Source organism: Lacrimispora algidixylanolytica (assembly GCF_003609635.1).
In the GTDB taxonomy this organism is placed as follows: domain Bacteria; phylum Bacillota; class Clostridia; order Lachnospirales; family Lachnospiraceae; genus Lacrimispora; species Lacrimispora algidixylanolytica.
The window spans coordinates 23,859-46,629 of sequence record NZ_MCIA01000012.1 but is presented as its reverse complement, the minus strand read 5'-3'; the positions used below and the strand labels follow the sequence as shown (position 1 = coordinate 46,629).

General features: G+C 43.2%; 26 protein-coding genes. 23 read left to right on the top strand and 3 right to left on the bottom strand.

All coding sequences use genetic code 11. From position 1 onward, the window contains the following. The first annotated feature begins 67 nt into the window (after positions 1 to 67). The 23 genes from BET01_RS09055 to BET01_RS08950 all read left to right on the top strand — a co-directional run bounded on the left by BET01_RS09055 (position 68) and on the right by BET01_RS08950 (position 19,937). On the top strand, positions 68 to 925 hold the full coding sequence (locus BET01_RS09055; protein WP_120196480.1) for a toll/interleukin-1 receptor domain-containing protein: 858 nt from the start codon (positions 68 to 70) through the stop codon (positions 923 to 925). Positions 926 to 1,145: 220 nt separating this feature from the next. After that, entirely contained in the window at positions 1,146 to 1,298 is a 153-nt protein-coding gene (locus tag BET01_RS21545) for a hypothetical protein (protein WP_158585014.1), read from the top strand. A gap of 206 nt (positions 1,299 to 1,504) precedes the next feature. Further along, complete coding sequence (locus tag BET01_RS09050) at positions 1,505 to 1,708, top strand: hypothetical protein (RefSeq protein ID WP_120196479.1); 204 nt, start codon at positions 1,505 to 1,507, stop codon at positions 1,706 to 1,708. A gap of 4 nt (positions 1,709 to 1,712) precedes the next feature. Continuing rightward, positions 1,713 to 2,645, top strand: a complete 933-nt coding sequence (locus tag BET01_RS09045; RefSeq protein ID WP_120196478.1) for a DNA adenine methylase — start codon at positions 1,713 to 1,715, stop codon at positions 2,643 to 2,645. Between the two features lie 33 nt (positions 2,646 to 2,678). Beyond that, positions 2,679 to 3,122, top strand: a complete 444-nt coding sequence (locus BET01_RS09040) for a hypothetical protein (protein WP_120196477.1) — start codon at positions 2,679 to 2,681, stop codon at positions 3,120 to 3,122. Then, positions 3,119 to 3,403, top strand: a complete 285-nt coding sequence (locus tag BET01_RS09035; RefSeq protein WP_120196476.1) for an AbrB family transcriptional regulator — start codon at positions 3,119 to 3,121, stop codon at positions 3,401 to 3,403. Before BET01_RS09040 ends, BET01_RS09035 begins: the two co-directional genes overlap by 4 nt. 3 nt (positions 3,404 to 3,406) lie before the next feature. Next, entirely contained in the window at positions 3,407 to 3,994 is a 588-nt protein-coding gene (locus BET01_RS09030) for a hypothetical protein (protein ID WP_120196475.1), read from the top strand. Positions 3,995 to 4,046: 52 nt separating this feature from the next. Beyond that, positions 4,047 to 8,090, top strand: coding sequence for an S-layer homology domain-containing protein (locus tag BET01_RS09025; protein WP_120196474.1), 4,044 nt, complete (start codon positions 4,047 to 4,049; stop codon positions 8,088 to 8,090). 138 nt (positions 8,091 to 8,228) lie between these two features. Further along, positions 8,229 to 9,296, top strand: a complete 1,068-nt coding sequence (locus tag BET01_RS09020) for a hypothetical protein (RefSeq protein WP_120196473.1) — start codon at positions 8,229 to 8,231, stop codon at positions 9,294 to 9,296. A gap of 67 nt (positions 9,297 to 9,363) precedes the next feature. After that, entirely contained in the window at positions 9,364 to 9,924 is a 561-nt protein-coding gene (locus BET01_RS09015) for a YodL domain-containing protein (RefSeq protein ID WP_120196472.1), read from the top strand. Between the two features lie 58 nt (positions 9,925 to 9,982). Beyond that, positions 9,983 to 10,216: a SpoVG family protein gene (locus tag BET01_RS22305; RefSeq protein WP_330512644.1), complete on the top strand. Its 234-nt coding sequence runs from the start codon at positions 9,983 to 9,985 to the stop codon at positions 10,214 to 10,216. A 184-nt stretch (positions 10,217 to 10,400) separates the two neighbouring features. Further along, a complete protein-coding gene (locus BET01_RS09005) occupies positions 10,401 to 10,691 on the top strand; it encodes a DUF6133 family protein (protein WP_120196471.1) in 291 nt (96 codons plus the stop codon). Beyond that, entirely contained in the window at positions 10,681 to 11,106 is a 426-nt protein-coding gene (locus BET01_RS09000; protein WP_120196470.1) for a prepilin peptidase, read from the top strand. The genes BET01_RS09005 and BET01_RS09000 overlap by 11 nt, the downstream gene beginning before the upstream one ends. An 11-nt stretch (positions 11,107 to 11,117) precedes the next feature. Beyond that, positions 11,118 to 12,002: a Flp pilus assembly protein CpaB gene (cpaB, locus tag BET01_RS08995; RefSeq protein WP_120196469.1), complete on the top strand. Its 885-nt coding sequence runs from the start codon at positions 11,118 to 11,120 to the stop codon at positions 12,000 to 12,002. Further along, on the top strand, positions 11,995 to 12,807 hold the full coding sequence (locus tag BET01_RS08990) for an AAA family ATPase (protein ID WP_120196468.1): 813 nt from the start codon (positions 11,995 to 11,997) through the stop codon (positions 12,805 to 12,807). Before cpaB ends, BET01_RS08990 begins: the two co-directional genes overlap by 8 nt. Further along, entirely contained in the window at positions 12,804 to 14,204 is a 1,401-nt protein-coding gene (locus BET01_RS08985) for a type II/IV secretion system ATPase subunit (protein ID WP_120196467.1), read from the top strand. Before BET01_RS08990 ends, BET01_RS08985 begins: the two co-directional genes overlap by 4 nt. Continuing rightward, complete coding sequence (locus BET01_RS08980) at positions 14,201 to 15,130, top strand: type II secretion system F family protein (protein ID WP_120196466.1); 930 nt, start codon at positions 14,201 to 14,203, stop codon at positions 15,128 to 15,130. The genes BET01_RS08985 and BET01_RS08980 overlap by 4 nt, the downstream gene beginning before the upstream one ends. A gap of 6 nt (positions 15,131 to 15,136) precedes the next feature. Next, a complete protein-coding gene (locus tag BET01_RS08975) occupies positions 15,137 to 16,006 on the top strand; it encodes a secretion protein F (protein ID WP_120196465.1) in 870 nt (289 codons plus the stop codon). A 132-nt stretch (positions 16,007 to 16,138) separates the two neighbouring features. Then, positions 16,139 to 16,534 carry a DUF4320 family protein gene (locus BET01_RS08970; RefSeq protein ID WP_120196501.1) on the top strand — a complete coding sequence of 132 codons (396 nt, stop codon included), beginning with the start codon at positions 16,139 to 16,141 and terminating at the stop codon, positions 16,532 to 16,534. Positions 16,535 to 16,653: 119 nt separating this feature from the next. After that, entirely contained in the window at positions 16,654 to 17,082 is a 429-nt protein-coding gene (locus BET01_RS08965; RefSeq protein ID WP_334295068.1) for a hypothetical protein, read from the top strand. Between the two features lie 95 nt (positions 17,083 to 17,177). After that, positions 17,178 to 17,762, top strand: coding sequence for a DUF6550 family protein (locus tag BET01_RS08960; protein WP_120196463.1), 585 nt, complete (start codon positions 17,178 to 17,180; stop codon positions 17,760 to 17,762). Between the two features lie 70 nt (positions 17,763 to 17,832). Continuing rightward, on the top strand, positions 17,833 to 19,527 hold the full coding sequence (locus BET01_RS08955) for a hypothetical protein (RefSeq protein ID WP_120196500.1): 1,695 nt from the start codon (positions 17,833 to 17,835) through the stop codon (positions 19,525 to 19,527). Between the two features lie 71 nt (positions 19,528 to 19,598). Then, entirely contained in the window at positions 19,599 to 19,937 is a 339-nt protein-coding gene (locus tag BET01_RS08950) for a DUF3852 domain-containing protein (RefSeq protein WP_120196462.1), read from the top strand. A 55-nt stretch (positions 19,938 to 19,992) separates the two neighbouring features. Here BET01_RS08950 and BET01_RS08945 read toward each other — a convergent pair whose 3' ends face one another. The 3 genes from BET01_RS08945 to BET01_RS21850 all read right to left on the bottom strand — a co-directional run bounded on the left by BET01_RS08945 (position 19,993) and on the right by BET01_RS21850 (position 22,420). Then, positions 19,993 to 20,889, bottom strand: coding sequence for an AraC family transcriptional regulator (locus tag BET01_RS08945; protein WP_120196461.1), 897 nt, complete (start codon positions 20,887 to 20,889; stop codon positions 19,993 to 19,995). Positions 20,890 to 21,154: 265 nt separating this feature from the next. After that, complete coding sequence (locus tag BET01_RS08940; protein ID WP_330512637.1) at positions 21,155 to 21,562, bottom strand: SRPBCC family protein; 408 nt, start codon at positions 21,560 to 21,562, stop codon at positions 21,155 to 21,157. Positions 21,563 to 21,757: 195 nt separating this feature from the next. Beyond that, the gene (locus BET01_RS21850; protein ID WP_207667591.1) at positions 21,758 to 22,420 is read right to left on the bottom strand and encodes a hypothetical protein; all 663 of its coding nucleotides are present in this window, start codon (positions 22,418 to 22,420) and stop codon (positions 21,758 to 21,760) included. Positions 22,421 to 22,771: the final 351 nt, after the last annotated feature.

Genomic DNA, 22,771 nt, shown 5'->3' with positions numbered 1-22,771 from the left:
AAAAGAGATACTCTTATTTTTAACTATTTCTATTTATTAATAATGAGCAATGGTGAGGTGAGAACAGATGAAAAGTGATTTATTGGAGTTGATACAACAAATTGATACCATAAAATTAAATTTTCATATATGTGGCGAAAATGGAATTCCAAGCAACAATATTATCTATGATACTTCTGAATTTTCTACATGGAAGCAGGAATTGCAATTTGAATTGCAAGATATATATGACCGAACGAAAGATAAGTTTATTTGGAATACTTTAGTAGCATTAAAACAGGATTTTAATGGTTGGAAAGATGAACGCTCATTTAATGAACTAACAGGTGGTTTAATTGCTATTTTCAAGAATATTGACAAATATTACCCTTCTCAAACGTTCTCGAGAAATAATAAAACAAAGGTGGGGCATAGAATGATACTAAGAAGTCCGAAAGTTTTCGTTAGCCATGCAACTCTAGATAAAAATTATGTATCATTATTTGTTGAACTATTAGAGGCAATTGGCCTAAACGAAAATCAAATATTTTGTACTTCTGTACCAGGATTTGGTATCCCATTAGATGAAGATATTTATGAATATTTGAAAAGGCAATTTAATGAATATAATGTGTATGTAATATTTGTTTTATCTGAAAATTATTATAAAAGTGTTGCCTGTATGAATGAAATGGGGGCAGCTTGGGTATTGCAGAGTAAGTTTACAACTGTTTTACTTCCAGGTTTCAATTTTATAGAAATAAAAGGAGCAATTAATCCGCGTAAAATCGGTTTAAAATTAGACAATGACCAAGCAGATGTAAAAGAAAGATTAGGTCAGCTAAAAGACACCTTGTTAGAAGAATTTGACTTACCCACTATTACTGATGTAAGATGGGAGAAAAAAAGAGATAATTTTATAAATAGCTTGAAATTAATAACATAAGAAACGAGAAAAGGTTTTTCACTATCCGTCGAGATGCTTTTTCTAATCCATAGGGTATTTCCATTTGATACAATGGTTATTGTATAGTTTACAATGAAAAGGATAACTGAGTGAACTAAACATGGATCATAAAAATTCAAAATTTTTTCTTAGAATAGTTGTATAAGATATTGCTGAAGTTGGTCTATGTAAAACTGGTCAATACTGCAACTCAGAGTATATGAGAGTAGTTGAGTGTCGGGTAAGCGGGAAACTGACCGCGGAAGAACTTCAGCTGCTTAATGAGATAATCATTGGTCAGGCTGCTGATGGAGGTTGGAGAAGGCTTCGAACAGAGGTGAAACTTCGACTGGAGTATCTTAACGCTGGATGAGCTGGAACAGGGGCAGCAGATGTCAGGTATACAGCTTGGATAACCAGTTTCACCTACTGAAAATAAATAAATTTGCGTTCTTTGGTTTCAATAGAAACTGAGGGACGCTCTTTTTTTTTACCACCTTAACAACATAATAAAAAATGGGCGCTGTCTTTGAAAAAAAGATGGCGCCTTTTTTATTTTCCTCGAAAGGAGTGCAAAGCATGAATCAAAATACAAAGCCAACAGAAAGAAAAGGTGCGGAAGCAACCAGTTTGCCCAAACGCTATGGTGTCTCACTTCCACAGGATCTCTCACGCTGTGAAGGCTGCCCTTACCCCCATGTCGGTTTCATCTGCTGGAGTCCGGATGGAACCTGTATGAAAACGGATGTTGATGCGATCAACCGCCGCAGCAAAGGCAGGTGAATAAATGAACAGCATTATCAGCTGGGTGGGCGGAAAGAAGGCATTGCGAGAGTTGATTTATCAGCGAATGCCCAAAGAGTTTGGACGTTACATTGAGGTTTTCGGCGGTGGTGGCTGGGTGTTGTTTGGGCGCCCCATGGATACTGCCATGGAGGTGTATAACGATTTCAACTCCGACCTGGCAAATTTATTTAAGTGTGCAAAGGAACAGACTCTTGACCTAGTTCGGGAGCTGAACTTTTTGCCGCTGAACAGCCGGGATGAATTTAGTGTACTGCGCAGGTATCTCTCAAAGAAGGAATTCACCAGCGAGTATCTTTCAAAGGAGCTGGATCTTGCTGAGCGTCACCTACCTCCACCTGATTATAAGGACATACAGCAGATTCTAACGGAGCATGCGGTAATGAATGATGTCAAGCGTGCCGCTGCCTTTTTTAAGCTCATTCGCTACAGCTATGGGAGCGGCTGTACCAGCTTCGGCTGTCAGCCTTTTGATATTCGAAAGACCTTCCATCTGCTCTGGCAAGCCAACATTCGTTTAAGGGACACTGTCATTGAAAACAAGGACTTTGAAGATCTCATCCGGCAGTACGACCGGGAGAATGCCTTTATTTACTGTGACCCTCCCTACTACCAGACAGAAGGACATTATACGGTAGAGTTCAGAAAGGAAGATCATTATCGCTTGCGGGATACGCTGACAGTCTGCAAGGGTAAGTTTTTGGTCAGCTACAATGACTGCAAATTTATCCGGGAACTGTACCAGGACTTTCATATAGAAGCCGTCAGACGTCTTAACAATCTGGCACAGCGCTATGACAACGGAAGTGAATACGCGGAGGTATTCATATCCAACTATGACACCGGGGAACGGCTGAGGGATAGGCCAATACAAATGAATCTTTTTGATCCTGAACTATTTTTCAGTGAGTCTTAACCGGAAAAAACAAATATGAAGGAGGAACTTATTTTGAAAATTATGAAAACAAAAGCGGCAGTCGACCACCATGGGCTTCTGACTATTCCTGTGATTCCTGCCGGACTTACCCCTGGTGAACAGGTTGAAGTGGTGCTTGCATCCAGGGGAGATGATGCAGCTCCACTTCTTTTACTTACGCAGGCAGGGATTGAAGTTGCCATACCACTGTGCGCTCTGCCGGAGGAGGATACGCTGGATGAGAAGGATGAACCAGAGGATGAGGACAGTCTGAATCTTCCCGGAGAGGTGCTGGAGGGGGCGGGGATTTCTGCCGACAGTGATCTGGAAATCATCTGCGGCGATGGTGCTATTGTTATTTTAGCCTCGGATATCTTGAACCGTCTGCCGGAGGAACTAGCTGGGCTCTTTCAGGAGCTTGGCATTCACTCTGATACCATTCGAGAGGTAATGAGGAAGGAGGGATACTATTTATGAATTCAAAAAAAACATACCGAATTATTGACTGCAAGGGCCGTGTACTGATTCCAAAGGAGATGCGCTCTGCGTCTGGATTGGACTATGGCGATATCGTAAAGATGAATGTCCGCCAGGGTGCAGTCAGTATTCAAAAGGTGGAGCTCATCGAGGTGGGAGACCAGTCCCCGGAAGCGGCGGAAGCCTTCGTCCGTGCAGCCATTAAGCAGATGCCGGACGGCACACGTCTTGGACTGATTGGTGAATTGACTGAGCTACTGAAGCAACGAAAGGAGGAATAAGTCTTGAAAGAAAATATGCTTTTTACCCCTCTGGATTGCCGGAAGATTGGATATGACTTTTCTATTGCCGGCAAAGTTGTCATTCTTTGCGCCTCCTCTCTGCCTGAAAATGATAGAAGTGCGGAGAATCAGCTGTATTTTTGTACCGGAGGCTTCGGCAGCAAGCCCAATCCCAGCGGACGGGCGGTTTTTGTCGTGTCTCTGGAAAATGGGGAGCAAACACGCTGGAACCGCAGCGATATCATGGGGATTGCAAAGCCGGAAATCCTAACAGACCATGCCAGGCTCCAGCTTAGTCAGATACGCCCGGCAGGAGCGCTGGATTTAAAAAGCCATCAACCGCAGTACAGCGGTTATTGTTTTTTGCCAGATGGTCGCTACACCTCCGGCATATGGCTTTGCAGCCAAAAGGAAATGCAGGAATTTATAGAAATGCAGATGGATTACCAGCATAGAATTATGATCTGCGACCGGAATGACTTCTGTGTATTTGAGATGCAGGAGGGAAAGCTCCTGTATCCAACGCAGGAAATGCTGGAAGCACATCAAAAGGAACAGGAGCAAAATGGCGGTATGGAGTTTAAGCTATGAAGATTACATACTTTAATTGCTTCTATCAAAAAAATGAAAGGAAGGTACTCTCATGACAGGTAAAAAAAAGAAGAGGGTCGGCGTGCTTGCCATCCTCCTTCTATTCCTGCTGCTTGGCGGCGTTTTTTTTATTTATACCCAGGAGCGTCCGGAATTGTTTATACCGAAGGATGAAATCATTACCCGCGGTGAATTTGCCGCAATTTTAGTACGGGACATTCCGCTGGATACGGCGGATGCAAAAAAGGATACAGCCAGTCTCCCGGATACCCGCGGTCACTGGTCGGAGAAGTATATTGAGGCACTCATTAATGTGGGGATTATTGATCCTGCTGATTATCCGGACGGCTTTAAACCAGATGAACCCATTACCCGAGCTGAGATTATCAAGATGCTGGTGCGTATAAGCGGAAGGGATGAGGAAGCCAAGAATACCAAAGGCCACAGTGAATATGACGATGACAAGGATATCAAATATAGTGACAAGGGCTACGTCATCATCGGCAGGGAGGATGATATTATTGGAGATGAAGATGGCGGCAAATTGAAGCCGAATAAACCAATCACCAAGGGAGAAGCAGAGAAAATGATTGATAAGACAAAACCGCTGCCTATTCCAACCTCAGAAATACCCAAACCAACCTCAGAGCTCAGTACGCCTGTTCCCGTGGAGCCAATGCCGGCGGAGCCTACGCCTAAGCCAGAGAAGCCTACACCTACACCAAAACCCGGCCGGGATTCGGATGACCACGGTGATTCCAGCGGTGGCTCCTATTCCTATCCAGATACGCAGGTGCGCTTTGAGTTTCCCGTCACCGCTCATACCGATACTGAAATTAAAATCATGCCGGTATGGAAATACATGGAGAGCTTTTCCTGGTCATTGACGAAAACTGCTGCGGATGGCTCCGAACAGCCAATGGAGCTTGCAGGTATCGGCACTCTCGGTCTGGAGGGAGGAACGCTCCAGTTTAGGGAGCCAGGGAAATACACCCTGACTGCAGCTGCAAAAAATGTCAGAGGAAAAGAAACTCTGCTCGCTAAAACAGTAACCATTTATCCGACGATTGACCTGACCTTTGCCCTCCCTGAAACGACTCATACAGACAAATCTGTTACGCTGGACTATTCTTTGGAAGCACTCTATGGATATGACATTGTGTGGACAGCAGAAAAGGACGGAGAAGCGGTTCAGCCAGCCGATATTCTGGACGGTACTCTCTCTAATGAGGGAGGAAGCTTTGTCTTTAAAAGCAAGGGCACATACACCCTTACTGCCACGATCATGGATAAAACCGGGCGCATCTTTATCCATACGGAAAGAACAAGAGTCTATCCCGTCGTGGAGATTGCATTCACGATTCCAGAAGCGTCTCACACCGATACCGCCTTGGAAGTTACTGCAGCACGAACGAATGCAGATGGATTACCTGTGGTCTGGAGCTTAATGAAAAACGGCGGATCGGCTGAAATCAAAGACGAGCTGGAAGGTTCCCTGACCAATGCGGGTGGAAAGATTCGATTTAAGGACAAGGGCGTGTATCGGATCACCGGAACGCTAACTGATGAAACCGGCAGAGTCTTTGATGCTTCGCAAACCATTATTATTTACCCGGTAGGCTCTGTAGGTTTTTACCTGCCAGAGATTACGCACACGGACAAAAGTGTTCAGATAGAAGCTGCATTCCAGAATCTTGGGACTTCTGAAATCCAGTGGTCACTGACCCGAAACGGTGAAGATATCACTCTTTCTGATTATATTGAAGGAACACTGACCGATAAAAACAGTACCGTCCGCTTTAAGAAAAAGGGAGATTATGTTTTAAAAGCCGCCTTTACAGACCCTGCCGGACGCAGCTACAGCTATACCTCACCCATTAAGGTTTATCCGGTTCCAGGTATTACCTACCAGCTGCCGGAAACAGCCCATACGGATACCCCCGTTTCTGTGATTCCCAAAACCATGGATTTGGATGGCTTAACTGTGGAATGGCTGTTAGAGAATAGCTTTGGATTCCAGAATCTTGCGACTTATCTTGATGGTAAGCTGACAAATAGCGGCGGCACGATACGCTTTAAGCACGCCGGAGTTTATGAGATCATTGCAAGAATCACCGATGAAACCGGGCGTGTATTCCTGTATGAAACTGGAGGAAAAATTGAAGTACTTCCGGTACTGTCTCTTTCCTTCGAACTTCCGGAAGCGACTCACACCGACCAAACGATTGACCTGCGCACCCGCGGTAACAATAACACACTGCCGGTAGAATGGACGCTCACAAAGGAGGGAAATCCTGCGGAACTTACCAATGCGATGGAGGGCAGCCTGAATGCCTATGGCGGGAAAATCTGTTTTAAAGAAGTGGGAACTTATACCCTGACAGCTTCTATGACGGACGCATTGGGGCGGATATTTTCCTACAGTGCCAGTACTACAGTCTATCCAGTTCCTACGATAACGCTAAATGTACCTCTCGTCTGGTATACAGGTGAAGCCGGAACAGTCACCGTCAGCGGTACGGACCTGGAGAATCTCACTGCCAGCTGGAAGATTATTCAGGACGAAGGAGGCTTGGAGCCTTATGAGATCTACGCCTCCGGAACCCTAACCAGAATGGGCGGTACAATTACATTCCCTGCAAAGGGGAAGTATGAGCTGATTTTGACAATGACAGACCCTGCCGGCCGTACCTACGAAAGAGCCCAAAGCTTTACCGTATACCCAATCCCTGATATGAACATAAGTATTCCAGCATTGACCTACAGCGGAGATTCTATGGCGGTCAATGCCACAGGTTCCGAGCTGGATAATATGAGTATAGCATGGCTCCTTTCAGTGGATGGTGGGGCAGCAAAGCCCTATACCCAGCATGCTGATGGCTCTCTTTCTGCGGATGGCGGAAATCTGCGTATCTCTACAGACAAAACAATAGCTGTAAAGCTGGTGGCAGAGGTAACTGATTCCAACAGTCGGAAATTCACCTTTACTTCCAATACCGGGACCATCAAGCCCATTGCCAGTTTCCCTTTTACAGTTCCATCTAACGTTCACATTGGTTCCGATTTTCAAGTATCCCTGCCGTCAGCTACCGGACTGGACGGTAGAATCCTTTCGTGGTCATTAACAAAAGGAGGCAGTACCGCCAGCTATACCGGAAACCTATCTAACAGCGGAGGTAATATTTCTATCAATGTCACAGGAAGCTATGTCCTGACTGCCAGCACTACCGACAGCGTGGGCCGAACCTTCAGCTATTCCCAGAGCTTTGCGGTCACTAATAATGCGCCGAACAAGCCTGTAGGATATGCCTCAGTCTATAGAACTGCTCGGAACGGTAAGCTGTTGGTAAACATTACTGCATCAGCTGCAGACCCGGATGGCGATGCAGTAACGCTGGAATACTCAGGTAACACTGCTGATAGCTACTATGCTGTGGGTACCCATACTGTCAGGGTACGTGCCAAAGATGCATGGGGGTTGTATTCCAACTGGACGGATATTACCTTTACCGTAACCAATTCTGCACCCAGCACTCCAGTCATTACCCGTACACCAAACGGAAACAGTATAGCCCCTGGTGTTCCTGTCACCATTACTGCTTACAGCACAGACCCAGATGGTGATGCCATTACCTACATTTGGGAGGGACGCCCTGCTGAAACCAGCACAGCATATCCGCTGGGCAAAAATGTGGTGCGAGTAAAAGCAGTAGATTCTACCGGAGCCGAATCCTCCTGGGCAGCCATAGTATTCTTTGTAGCTGACCCAAACCGCGGTGGTGGTATGACCCTGACCGGTCCGGAGTCAGTGATTCTGGAGCAGGGTATTTCCGGTGCAACCATCACCAACTATACCTTTACTGTGCCGCCGGTATCCGGACATTCCGGCAATGACTATGGCCGTGTCCGAGGCTATAACATCCTCACCGGACATTGGGACCAGCTGGATTACGGAACCACCACAAACGGCATCACCTTTAGCCGTTCCATCTCGCCCGGCATCTACAGTCAGCTGGAGTTTTACTACTACACAAATCACAATTGCATGTACAACAAGAGCAATATTACCTACAGTGTTGAGTTTTACTTCGAGTAATGGCAGGGCGCAAAGGACTGCGTGGAACTGCTCACAGAGTTCGGTACGTTGTAAGGATCATAGTAAATATTTGTGGTGAATTTTGTTGAGAGTGGTGATATAATTAGTATTATTTTGTAGAATTACAAGGAGAGAAATATGCAGTCAATAATAAAAATACGGAGTGTAGTTGTTTTGCTCATTGCCAATTTAATAATTTCTTTGTGTTCTACCCCTGTTGTATATCTAAACGAGAATCAGATATTATATGCTATGTCAACATTAGCACAAGTAATTGCAGGTTTATTTGGTCTAGTATTAGCAGCATATGCAATTATAGACCCGAAGCTAAAAGATATTGGAAATCAAAGTAAGCAATCTTCCGATTATGTTGACACTTTAAGGTCCAGATATTTTCAAAACATAATAGTATTATCTGTAATCTGCGCAATCACAATTTTATCATCTCTATTAACGATAAACTTGTATACTGAAGTGTCTGACAAACTATTTTCAATACTGATTAGCCAAGCCTCTATTTTTGGCTTTTTCAGTATACTTTGTTTTTTATATTTCGGATGCTCTTTATTAAATCCTAACGCGCTAGAAAAAATAAGCAAAGAGGAAAAGAAAGAAATAGAGGATGGATATGGTTCTAATTTAATGGATGATGATTTTAAGCCATTTGTGGCATATTACAATAAATTAGAATCCCTCATTTTCGAGTTTGCAACAGAACTAATGGACAAAGATTTACAAGGAACATTAAATTTAAAATACCGAAATGGACGTATGCAAATATTTCAAGCTCTTGATATTCTAGTGATGAATGAAATAATTAATCGACAGCTATATGAAAAAATTGATGAACTTCGGAGATATCGAAATGCATTAGTTCATAGTACAGATGATCAAAAAGTAATTCCGCAAATTTTTAATGAATTAAAGGAACTCTACTCTAAATTATTTGAAGTATATAAAAACAATGATGATCAGGAGGAAAGAATAAGAGCTATTCAAAACTTATATGCATTTAGTAGTCATATTTCCCTAAGCCAGCTAGATCAACAAATTATTGAGATTATTACTAATCATGCAGGAATTTCGGCACATGAAATGGTTTTAAAACTCCAGGTAACAAGAGCTACACTTTCGAGACATTTAAAGAAACTGTCATTCATGGAAAAAATCAAGGAAAAGGAAAATGGATATTACATAATCTCATAGTTCAATTCTGAGCGGTCACAATATGGTCGCTCTTTTCTTTTGCTCAAAACTTAGAAAGGAGATCTCTATGGAAGCAGTCCAAATTAGGAATAACCGCATTCTCTATTACGGTAACACAGCGGGCTACCTCTCCGGGGAAAAAGCTGTTGTAGATCCCATGTTTCAGATCGATGAACTAAAATCCTATCTCACAGAAAAGAGAGGGCTTGAAGTAGAATGGAGGTATGGAACCTTTGATCATCTGGCGACAGGAGCAATTGATCAGGAGGGCAAGGTAGTACTGCTCAAGCGCTGCCGCGTGTGGCAGCTTGCACCCGAAGTAGACGTTATGATGAAATTCATCGGATATGATGCATTTAAAAGCCACTTTGGGGAGCCGGACTCTGCCAGCTATCAGGTAGTGTATGACGGCGAGGTGGAGACTAATGATTTGGAAGCACTCTATACGAAATTTAATATCGACCACCCACCCGGCTACCAGGGACATAGCCTTTCTATGTCCGATGTGCTGGAGTTGTACGATGAAAATGGCTGTGCATTTTACTACTGTGATACCTGTGGTTTCAAAGAAATTTCTTTTCAGGAGCCGCAACAGGAGCAAGGTCAGGAACCGCAAATGAATTTATAATTACAAGCATTGCAGTTGAAAGGCTGCATTTTTTATTCTAGAAAAAGGAGGAACTCAAATGGATTCACAGACAACACCTATGAAAATAGACGTGAAGATCGGCTCTATTCACCCGGACGGTAATGTTCGCGCCTATGAATCCGTTAATCTGAATGACTGTTTTGCCATTCGCAACATAAAAATTGTTGACAGTACTAAGGGGCTGTTCATTGCAATGCCAAGTTATAAGGCAGGGAGCGGCGAATACAAGGATATCTGCTTTCCGGTTACGAAGAATTTCGGGAACAACTAAATCAGGCAGTTTTCCAGGCTTATGATCTTGTTCTAAAACAAAATCATGAACAAAACCAGCGGAAAACCGAGATGCCTACTTCGGATCAAATGCCAGAACAGAATACTGGCATACAAATGGCAGGGCTTTGAGGTTCAACATTTTATCATCTGTTATTAAATAATTATTTTGGAGGGAAATTGTCATGAGAAATCAATTAAATAAGGTAAGATACAAAATGTCAGGTATTTCTGCAACTATTGAAAGTAAGCTGGTATTCCTATTTGATAAATCAAAAAATACTCTGACTGTTTCAAACGCATGGAAGCTTCTTAGCTCCCAACGTGGAGAAGGTTTTGTGGATACTGCTATTAAGATTCTAATTTCTGTAGTCATTGGTGCGTTGGTGTTGTCGGGACTCTATGCCCTATTTGGAGAAACGGTACTCCCGACTTTGAAAGAGCGCATTGTGGATATGTTCAACTATGGTAAGTGATTGGTCGCATCTGCTGCAGGGCGGCTTTTTTATTGCTTTACTGGTTGCAGCTACCATATGGGATGCAAAAAAACAGATCATTCCTGACGTGATTTGTCTTGGAATTGCTCTAACCGGGCTTTTGGACTTTACACCGGAAAAATTGTTTGGACTGTTAACCGCTGCAGTGTTTCTGTTTCTCGCGCTTTTCCTGGGTGGTTTATTCGGAGGCGATATTAAATTTTCGGCCGCAGTGGGTCTGGTATTGGGCTTTCAAAAGAGCATGACCGGTATGATTTTAGGACTGATTCTGATGCTGGCTTTCCATATGATCTATACTCTGATTTTAAAACGGCACAGGAAGGATATAAAAAAATCATATCCCCTTGCACCTTTTCTTTCAATTGGCTGTCTTGCAGCTTATTTTTTATGTTAGGAGGAACATTCATGCGTTTTTTAAAGAACCGCACAGTACTTGGTATTATTTGTATTATGCTGGCATTACTTATCTGTTTTGGAATTACACCTCTCTATAACCAGAGTATATCGCAGAAAGCAACCATTGTCCGGGTGGTAAAAGAGATTGGAAGCGGAGAGGAGATTACTAAAGATATGGTTCAATCGGTAGAAGTAGGTAGCTACAACCTACCGGAGCAGGTGGTTCGGCAAATGGATTCTGCCATTGGTAAGTACGCCGTAACGGCATTGTCACCTGGTGATTATATTCTCGCCTCAAAACTGACGGCTGTTCCAGCAGAGGAAAACAATTACTTATATGACCTCGATGGAAACAAACAGGCTATATCAGTCAGTATCAAAAACTTTGCACAAGGGCTATCTGGTAAACTGGCATCCGGCGATATTGTCAGTGTCATAGCATCAGATTATAAAAAACAGGGGGCAACTGTGATTCCACCAGAACTGACTTATATCAAGGTCATTGGGGTAACTGCAAGCTCCGGTTATGATACAGATCAGAATAACACCGAATCCAATCAATTGGCAGAAAAAGAAAAGAAGTTACCTGCTTCTGTGACCCTATTGGCTTCGCCGGATCAGGCGAAAATCCTGGCAGAGTTGGAATCGGAGGGAAATATCCATCTTTCTCTTGCATATCGGGGCAGCAAAGAAAACGCAGATAAGTTTTTAGATATTCAAAGTAAACTATTGGAGGCTTTGTATCCTTCCCCAAGTCAGAACAGTACCTCTCAGGCAGACAGTACAGTGCCAGAAGATGGTTCTTCTGGTGATACATCATCAAATGACAGCTCTGAAACGGACACATATGCCAATTCTGTTGTAGAACTGGAAAGTGGGGGAATGAATGATTAATTTTATGAAAGGAAGTCTTTTTTTCAGGAATCAGATGAAGCCATCCCAGGAGGACTTAAATCCAGATGTTCAGGTGTTAGCGGTGTGGGGCAGTCCTGGCAGTGGAAAAACCACGGTCAGTGTACGGCTTGCCAAATATCTGGCTGCTCATAAACGCAATGCGTTGTTGCTTTTATGTGACATGACGGCACCGATGCTACCATGCATATGTCCGCCGACAGATCTGGAATGTGAACGTTCCCTCGGAAGTATTTTGGCAGCAACTCATATTACAGATGAGCTTATTCGTCAAAATTGTATTACCCTCAAAAAAATGGAGTATTTGACCATCATCGGAATGAAGAAGGGGGAAAATATGTATACTTACCCGCCCTATACCACGGAGTTGGCAACGGAATTAATTGACCGTCTTCGGAATATTGCTCCTTATATAATCATCGATTGTAGCAGTTACATTGCCTATGATGTTCTCTCCGCTGTATCTCTTCTGGAGGCTGATTCGGTTCTTCGGCTGGTAAATTGCGATTTGAAATCCATCAGTTATCTGTCCAGCCAGCTCCCACTCCTAAAGGATCAGAAATGGGATGCGGATAAACAGTATAAGGTTGCATCAGATATAAAACCAAATCAGGCAAGCGAGCATATTGAGCAGGTGCTTGGCAATGTAACCTTTAAACTTCCGCATTCTGATGAACTTGAGAAGCTGGGATTAGATGGGAACCTCCTTGGCGATCTTTCGCTTAAGGACAGCCGGGGATTTCGGAAGGAGATAGCAGAAATCGCAAAGGAGGTGTTCGGTGTATGAGAAAAGAACACGTACAAACGGATATCCTGTTGAATCAAATCACAGACGGTAATCAGGAACTGTTTTTTTCTGCGGAAGGGTCGATAAGAGAGTTCCGGCAGGTACTCAAAGAGGTACAGTCCTATATTTCCAGCAAGTATGCGACACTTATCACCGATGGAGATAGCGAAGAAGTCAAGTCCCAGGTAAAGCGCTATATCAGCAAATATGTTCAAGATTACCGCCTGGCAGTTGCCGAAATGTCACAATCCCAGCTGGTTGATGCCCTTTACACTGAGATGGCAGAGTTTTCTTTCCTGACTAAATACGTTTTTGGTGCAGGAATTGAGGAAATCGATGTTAATGCCTGGAATGATATCGAGGTGCAGTATAGCAGCGGAGTGACCAAAAAACTAGATGAACAGTTTGAAAGTCCGGCACACGCGGTCAATGTGGTACGACGCATGCTTCATGTTTCCGGTATGGTTTTAGATAATGCAAGCCCCGCCATCTTGGGACATTTAAGTAAAAACATTCGAATTGCGGCTTTAAAATCCCCGGTGGTAGATGAGGAGGTAGGCGTAGCCGCTTCCATTCGTATTGTAAATCCTCAGAGTATGCAAAAAGCTGATTTTATCAAGGGTGGCACAGCCACGGAACCTATGCTGGATTTTCTTACGGAATGTCTGCGGTATGGTATTTCCGTATGCGTTGCTGGTGCTACCAGTTCCGGTAAAACTACACTGGCCGGTTGGCTGCTTACCACAATCCCAGACAATAAACGTATTTTTACCATTGAAAACGGTTCCCGTGAACTGGCACTGATCCGTAAAAAGAACGGCAAAGTTACTAACAGTGTAATCCATACTCTGACCCGGTTCAGTGAAAATGAAAAACAGAACATTGATCAGGATATTCTTCTGGATATGGCCCTGCGCTTTAATCCTGAAATTATCTGTGTGGGCGAGATGCGTGGGCCGGAAGCCTATGCCGCACAGGAGTCTGCCAGGACCGGGCATACGGTGCTGACCACCATTCATTCAAATTCCTGTGAAGCCACCTGGCGCCGTATGGTTACCCTTTGCAAGCGGAAATACGATATGGCGGATAACACCCTCATGGATCTGGTCACAGAAGCCTTTCCTATCGTGGTATTTGCAAAACAGCTTGAAAATAAAAAACGGCGTATGTTGGAAATCATGGAGTGTGAAATCCTACCGGATGGCACAAGAAACTATCGGAGCCTGTTTCAGTTTCAAATCACGGAAAACCGTGTAGAGGACGGAAACTTTATTATAAGTGGAAGCCATCAGGCAATACAAGGCATCTCTCAAAGTCTGCAGAAACGCTTTCTTGAAAATGGGATGCCGCAGGATACCTTAAAACGGATTCTTGGGCTGGGAGGTGACATAGCATGACCACAATTCTTTTAGCCTCCTGTATCGGGTTAATAGCCGGCTTTTTCCTCTTGTTAGGCTTAACTCCCATGGAATTTACAGATAGCCTGTTTGGATTTCTGACAAGAAAGAATAAGAGCATACGTTCCGAAATCAACGAGGCGGCCAAGCGGAAAAAGATGTCTCTTTTCCGGCGGGAGATTACAGAGATACAGGAAATTCTAAAGATTACAGAACGGAGCGGATGGTTTTCTCTTGTCTGTGCCGCCTCACTGTTAGGCTTCGCCACCGGTGTCAGCCTTGCTATACTTATGAATAATGTATTTCTTATTCCAGTTCTGGCTGTCGGTATGATGTTTCTGCCATTCTGGTATATAAGGCTGACCGCCAGCCATTACAAAAAAAACATTGCGGATGAGTTAGAAACTGCTTTATCTATTATTACCTCAGCATACCTTCGGAATGAAGATATCGTTACTGTGGTAGAGGAAAGCGTCTCTTACTTAAATCCTCCTGTAAAAAGCGTGTTCGCCGGATTTTTGACAAAGGTAAAACTGGTTAATCCGGATATTGTAGAGGCACTTCATGGCATGAACTCACAAATTGAAAATGAAGTATTCCATGAGTGGTGTGATGCTATCGCAGCGTGTCAGTATGACCGGAGCTTAAAAACGACTCTGACTCCTATCGTAAGCAAGCTGTCCGATATGCGAATCGTTAACGCGGAGCTGGAGTATATGGTGTTCGAACCAAGAAAAGAATTTATAATGATGGCACTCCTTGTAGTCGGCAATATTCCCATTATGTACCTGCTAAACAGAGACTGGTACTATACTTTGACGCATACGGCAGTTGGACAAATTGTTTTGTCGGTATGTGCAGCAGCAATCTTTATTTCAACAGCCTTTGTGATTAAGCTTACAAAGCCCGTAGAGTACAGGAGGTGATGAGATATGGGACAACTATTTTTTGTTGGATTTTTACTTGCGGCAGGACTGTTCTTTCTTTTGGCAGATGTTTTGAAACTCCCCACTTTGAGTACGTCAAAAGCTATGCGGGGAGCAGGAAGCAGCAGTAAAAGAGCTTCTGGAACAGTGGAAGCCTGGTTGATGTCCGGTGCAGTAAAGGTGTCGAAATACATTCGATTGGATGAATATAAGCACAGTCGTATGAGCAATGTTTTAAAAGCGGCAGGCTATTCTGTGACTCCGGAAGTATATGAGGCATATGCCATCACAAAGGCCGGATCTATTCTGTCAGGAATTATTCCTTGTCTGATCCTGATTCCGTTACTTATCCCTATTGTGGTGTTCCTTGCGGTACTGTCATATTTCAAAGAGATCCGAAAGGCGGACGAACAGCTGAAGGTAAAAAGGGATCAGATTGAAGGAGAACTGCCGCGGTTCGTGGCAACCATAGAGCAGACCTTAAAAGCCAGTCGTGATGTACTGGCGATGTTGGAAACATACAAGAAGAACGCCAGCTCTGCTTTTGCTCAGGAGCTGGATATGCTGACGGCCGATATGCGTTCCTCCAACTATGAAGCAGCACTGACTCGATTTGAGGCAAGATTTAATTCCCCCATGTTATCCGATGTAGTCAGAGGACTCATTGGCGTCCTAAGGGGAGACGATAGTGCTGTATATTTTCAAATGCTGGCTCATGACTTCAAAGCGCTGGAACTTCAGCGTTTAAAAGGTCAGGCACAGAAAGTCCCTCCGAAGATCCGTGTGTATTCCTTTGTGATGCTGATGTGCTTTCTACTAACCTATCTGGTCATCATTGCAATACAGATTATGGACTCTTTAGGCAGCATGTTTTAGGAGGGATTTATGGTTAAAGATGAAAAGAGACAGAAAGAGGGTAGTGGGAGCATGTGCTATGGCGTATCACGTTCAGAGAGTGGGAGAGATGGAGGACACTATGTTATAAAACTTAGACGAGGTGGTACATCTATACAAAAACTTCTGCGATCTCAGTGTGGGGAGGGATATGTTGATGTGGCAGTACTGGTTCTGTGTGTTATGCTGGTGATTGCCGTCGGGGTCAGTGTTCTGCCGGTATTTATCTCCAAAAATAAGCTGGACATCTATGCAAGTGAGCTTTGCCGTGAAGCAGAAGTAGCAGGAGGTGTTGGGACGGAAACCACCCGTAGAGCACAGATATTAACGGAACAGACAGGTCTTAAACCGGATATCTCATGGTCCCAGACTGGAAAAATTCAGCTGAATGAAGAGTTTACGGTAACTTTAACCATGCAGACAGATATCGGGATTTTCGGAGGTTTCGGCAGTTTTCCTATTACTCTGGCAGCTAAGTCATCTGGTAAAAGTGAGGTGTATTGGAAGTGACAACTGTTAAAGTCGGTGATATACTAAAAAGTAAGAAAGGTTCGTCTTTTCCTCTTACTGTTGCAACAGCACTTGCCCTTTTACTACTTCTGTGTGTTATTTCGGAGGGCCTCCGATTGATGATTGTCGCACAAGGTGTTCGTGATGCAGTACAGTCCGCTGTGATTTCGACTGTAAATGACAGCTATGATGACGTATATCACGGCGTAAGGGAAGGTTACTCGGGAGCATATCAGCCGTTTGCGGATGATTTTGAGGAAAGTCTGGATTATGGTGATATTTACAGTCGTTTGGATCAAGTGCTTGGATTAAGACAGGAAAAGGGATATCATGTGAAATATGCGGGAAGCACAGCCGAGTTCCGATTGTCAGCTCTATCTGTCAGTTTAGATAACATGCCGTTTGCCCCTGCCATTCCTGACAATTCCAATGGTCTTTTGGTTGATACGATAATCCGGTTGGAAGTTCCGGTATCTTTTGGATGGAAGTTCCTTCCGCCCATGACAATAAATTTGAAGGTTAAGGCTAAATATATGCCTTTATTTTAAGTTTTCACATATGAATCATAGACTTGTGAGAGTATCTGTGGTAATGTGTGTTACTGAAAAAAGGCGTAACTTATACTGAAAAAGGGGAGATTTGAATGAAACTATCTGACAGGAAAAAGAAATGGTGTATTGTCATAGGAATCAGTGTTTTGTGTATCATACTGGTAATTGCAATTGTTTCCCGTTTTAAGAAGGAGACACTTGTTGAAGCAGAGGCAACTACCGCTGCAATGATAACAACTACAGATTCTCCGACCATTTCAACACTTAGTGTCACGGGAGAGGAAACGACAACTCCGGTTACTACGCAAGAAGTAAGCGTTCAGCCTACTTCCACAGAAGCGGAGATACAGAATATGGATACCGGAGATTCAAGCGGTATCGAGCAGAGTATTCAGCCAGAGGTAACAAAACCCGCCGAACCTTTAAATGAAGCAAAAAAAGATCCGACTAAAACACCAAGCGGAGAAAAAGTAACTACTGCGGTTCAGGCAGAAGAGAGCGAGGTCAAATCAACGACTGCACCTACGCAATCATCATCGTCAGAATCAGAAGATAACCATGAAGGGAAAATTTATGTTCCCGGTTTTGGTTGGGTAGAAGATAATGGCGGTAGCGTATCTGGAACGACCGCTGAAGATATGTTTGAAAATGGGAATAAAATTGGTTCAATGGATTAAATGTAACAATTATCAGAAAATGCATCACCTCAGATTTACGGGTGGTGCTTTTTTTGTGGAAGGGAGCAGTATGAGAGGTATTTTTTATCTGATTCTTATGATTCTTATTGTGACCTTATTTCCAGTAACAACCTATGCAATCGGCGATGGAAACATTGACAATGGTGGAGGAAGCATGGGACAGGGAACCTCACAAAACAGTTGGACTCCGGGAATGGAGGGGGTTCGGGTAACTGTGGTGGAAGCTGAGAGTAGAAAACCGGTCACGACACCCATTGATCTTACAAATAAGAGATTAAGCAATATTTCATGTTCATTTGGAAAGGTTTGCAAGATTTCTTATTCGGAAGGAGCTATCCTTGCTTTGGATAAAGAAGCATATCAGTTCGTGAACCCAAGTCAGTCTCTTCCGAGAATTATCAGCTCGAAAAGCCTTGGAGTAGCTAGCATTGAGGCAGTAAAAGGTTATTTCACAGATGAACAGGTCATACGAAGTATCGCAAATCAAACTGGAATGGATTTTGATGTATTGATTGGAGGAAGGTATAAGCTGTTGCTAGAGCCAATTATATATGTTAAATTTCAGGGATTATATATGGCAATGACGGCAACTGAAGCAGCCATGTATGATGAATTAACCGGAGGAGCGGTACGTGCTGTGCTTCCAACGTCTGCTTTTCAAAACTTACCTCTTTCCATGTTTTTGGAGGCGGAAGATTTGGGGTATCCAGCATGGAGTGGACCAAAAACAGGTATTCGAACTAATCAGGAAATAAAAACAGCCTTGGGCCTTGGGATTGTTCGATTTAAAAAGACAGATATACCGCCAGAAGCTGAGTACTATGATTACGAATATAGAATCAACACAGAGGTTATTACCTCAGTAACTGTTAGCGGTGGGCAGGCCGATCCGGATAATCCTGTAAAAGTAAAATTTACTATTGGGAGTCAGACTTATACAGTAAATGGTGTGTATTATCCGGAGGGAGATAGTCAGTTGGTTTGGGTAAGGTGGACGACACCTTCTACTCCGCAGGCCATGATTATACGTGTATCTGCGACAGGAGGAGGTGTGGTAAATAAGGGGACAATTACTGCAAAGATTGTAGACCTATTAGGAAACGAGCCTCCTAATCCACTGGCAGATGATCGTAACGACTCATACACCGCCTCATCTATACCAAATAATACCCAGAAGACCTCGGCGTCATGGGGAGTCTGGCACCCATGGTGGCAGGAGAATTGGGTGTGGCATGACGGAGATGACGATGATGATGGGTATTGGGAAGATGAGGGATGGTGGGAATTTGACTGGAATTCATATAGTGCAAGTCTTTCGGCCTCTATGAGAATCACTCCGGATGAAAAAGACCCAACTGCTTCAGACAAAGATTTGAAAAGTGGATACGGAATCAATCAAGCTACAACTGCTCATGTTAGTACCAATCAATCATCAGCTGTGACGAATGCACAGACGGCCTTGACTTATTTACCAGAATTTAATTACCAGAACTATTGGAGGCTGCTTGATCAGACTCAGTCTGGATATAATGCAAAATTTGAATTTCCGAAAAATAAATTTTCAACTTATAAACGGCGGACGCATTTCACTCCCATATGGATGCCAGACGGTAGATATACCCCGTATACATGGCTTTTTGACTGCTGGACCCCTGATGGTATGCTATCCATAAATCTAACTGACTCGGTGTATATTCATGGAAGTCTTTGGGACGATTGGCATATCGCTCCTGTAATGCCCTGATTGGCAGAAGGAAAGAGTGCACTGCTAACTTGGTGGTCTATTTTAAAATTAAAGAAAGAGGTGCAATTTCAATGAAGCTAAAACGTATCCTTGTAATCCTAAATATAGTATTCTTGTTGATTTTCCTGTTTGGAATGACTGCACTCGCTGCTGGAAGCGGTGATGTTGCTGGAGCCGTTGAGAGCACATGGAATGATGCGTCCAGCCAAATAAAGACTGTTGTTAACAAGGTGGTATTTCCAGCTATTGATTTAATTTTAGCGGTGTTTTTCTTTGCAAAACTTGGAACCACGTATTTTGATTATCGAAAACATGGCCAGTTTGAATGGGCGTCACCAGCAATTCTGTTTTCCTGTCTTGTGTTTACGCTTACCTGCCCGCTTTATATATGGACTATTCTCGGCATGTAGCAAAAAAGCACCGGGTAGTTCATGATGACTACCCGGTGCAATATGCGTAAATCCATTATATCAGTTTGAGCCATATTTCCATGTTTGTGGTTTCAAGGGAATGGCTCGCATATCGCTCCGCACAAAATGCCTGGGTTTGCAGATTGTGATTCGGCATCCATGTGTTGTAGACATATTGCTGTGCTTTGTAAAGAGCATCCATGACGAGAGCCTCAAAGTTCTCAGCTTCAAAGGAACAAACGATATATTTTCCTGGTGGTAGTTCCCAGTTCATAAAGCCGTTTGGGACTTCTTCAGGAATGGACTTTGCACCCGCAAAATAGCTAAAATACCCCTCCTCTAAACATGGATATGCCACACCAATTTCTTCATTATTCTCAGCAAGACCAAGTTGTGTTTGTTTCTGCTCATGGAAGTTTTGCCAAAGAGTATCAAGTGGGTCAACCCCTGATTCGATTCCGTCTATAAACTGAATTGGCATATCCTTTTTAACACCGGTAAAATAGACCGGTTCCGCAATTTCCCGCCTGTTTACTTCCAGTACGATACCATTAGTGATCAGAGGTACCCCTTCATCAATCAGCGTGTAGTGAAGTAAAAGCTCGGGTTTTGTCATACGGTTGAGAGTTTGCGGGTTTTTACGGTACTCATCCGGCGTCATCCCAAAGGTACCTTTAAAGGTGCGGGAGAAGTGTTCATGAGAGGAAAATCCAAGATCTGATGCAATATCCAAAATGCGCTTGTCCTTTTGGAGCACTGCCTCAGTTGCCTTTGCCATACGACGGAGTTTTATATACTCAGCAACCGGTTTTTTTACCAGTCGACTAAACAGCCGCTGATAGTAAAAAGGTGACAAAGAAGCCGTTTTTGCAAGACTCTCCATATCGATTTCCTCATCCAAATGCTCTTCAATAAATTCTATGGTTTGTTGTATTTGTTCCCATGCGTGCATGTGTAAGCACCTCCTTCTTCTGAAGAATACCATAGCTGGGGGATATACCGCTTGACTGTAAATGCCTTTTTAACAGTACTTTAATCATTTTACCATAGAAACAGTTGCGAACCACTGTCCTTATGCAAGGATACTCTGGGGCATCTTAGGCATATAGGCAAAGCAGGAGCCGTTGCATCTTCATTTTGATGCAATGGCTCAACTTCGTGATAAGTAAGATTTTATTTGGTTGGACTATTTTTCAAAATCCCGTGCAATGCTCATTTTATTCGCCCAATGATTTTCTCAAATCTATAACATAAGTTTCTTGTTGCCTTTTAAGATATGACTTTACAAATAAATTCATAATGGGATTTGCGACTTCAACTTCTTCTGTGAATTCAATCTTTGTGCCAGATCCGTCTTTTGAAAAAAGCCCAATCCAATGCCCGTTCATATTTTTGTTTTTCATATCAAATTCATAGCGTTCATATGGATTTTTCATCGTAATAGTAAACTGAGTTTCAAATCCCTCATTTGTAAATTCAGTAAAGCTATTGCCATCATCTGACACTTCAATTCTTACTACATTACTACGCCAAGCATACGCTGTATTGTCAGTAACAATGTTCCAAACGGTTTTGATTGGACTACAAAAATTTGCTATAATAGTTGACTTCTTTATCTTTTCCACCTTCTTGTTATATAAATTCGCTTCTTAAGCTTAAACTTCGATTACTACCTTTTCAAAAATATTTTACTGAGTAGAAAATCTAAGAAAAGTTTACCATAGAGACGAAATGGATACAAGCAACTCATTATGAATTAGCAGAAAAGCACAGAGAGTCGATTCTCCCTGTGCTTATACTTCTCCAGTTATTTATTACTGTTACAGGACATCCATCATAAGCTGAAATATTTGTTTGCTAGTTTCTGGATCACGGCACCTAAGCCTGTCAATTAATTCATCAGTAAAGCCTTGAGCAAACACTACCGCAATTGGAGCAAGCAGAAACCGCTTTTTCAGCCTTAAGTTGAGTTCTTCCATAAATGGCTCGCCTACAATCTGAGAAATTTGGTTATAAAACTCCTTCTGTCGGAAGAAATCAATAACATCATCAATGATTTTTACTTGTTCTTTTACGAAACATTCAGTCGCATAAGCCTGCAGCTCGTCTTCAAGGAAAACCAGGAGCATATACAATTGCGTGTTATTTTCCTGAAAGGATAATCTTTTTCTCTGCGCTTCATAAGTTTCCAATATCTGATGGTAAAGAGGGTGTGGACTATCTGGCTCAGTGCCGTCCAGTACATGAAGGCATAGGCTCTGGAATTCACCGCACCCCATAAAGCCATCACTAGCGGCTTCATAAGTAAGTATTGTGCTGACTCCCTCGAAAAAGAGGGAGAGGTAGCAGTCCAGCAAATAGTCCTGTGTTCCAAGCCTCTGCCGGATCTGCTTGGCAAGCCTTAGCAGTGACAAGAGGGAGTCTCCAGAGTATTCAACCTCCTGCCTCCCCAGAAAACTGGATTTGTGTTCAAAAATATTCATAGTATCCCGACCTTTCATAATGTGGTCGGGAATTTCCCGTATTATAAAAGCGCATGCAAAGGCGGGGGTAAGTACACCCCATTTCCCATGCACACGCTTGTTTTTTCATCTTGTGCCGCACCGACAGATGCAGTATAATAATCTTGTCGTGGTGCCGCTTTGCGGTTGTGCTGGGTGCTCGATTCACCTTAGCGCAGGGTTGATGTGCTCGCTACACATCAGCCTGCCATGACGTTTTTTATTGTCGGGGAAACCCCGCCAATACCATGTAAACTCAGAAGAGATAAAATGTCAAGTCAATGCTTTTCCGAATCGCTCGGAGGGCTTTTTTTATTTAAAGAATTGGATATG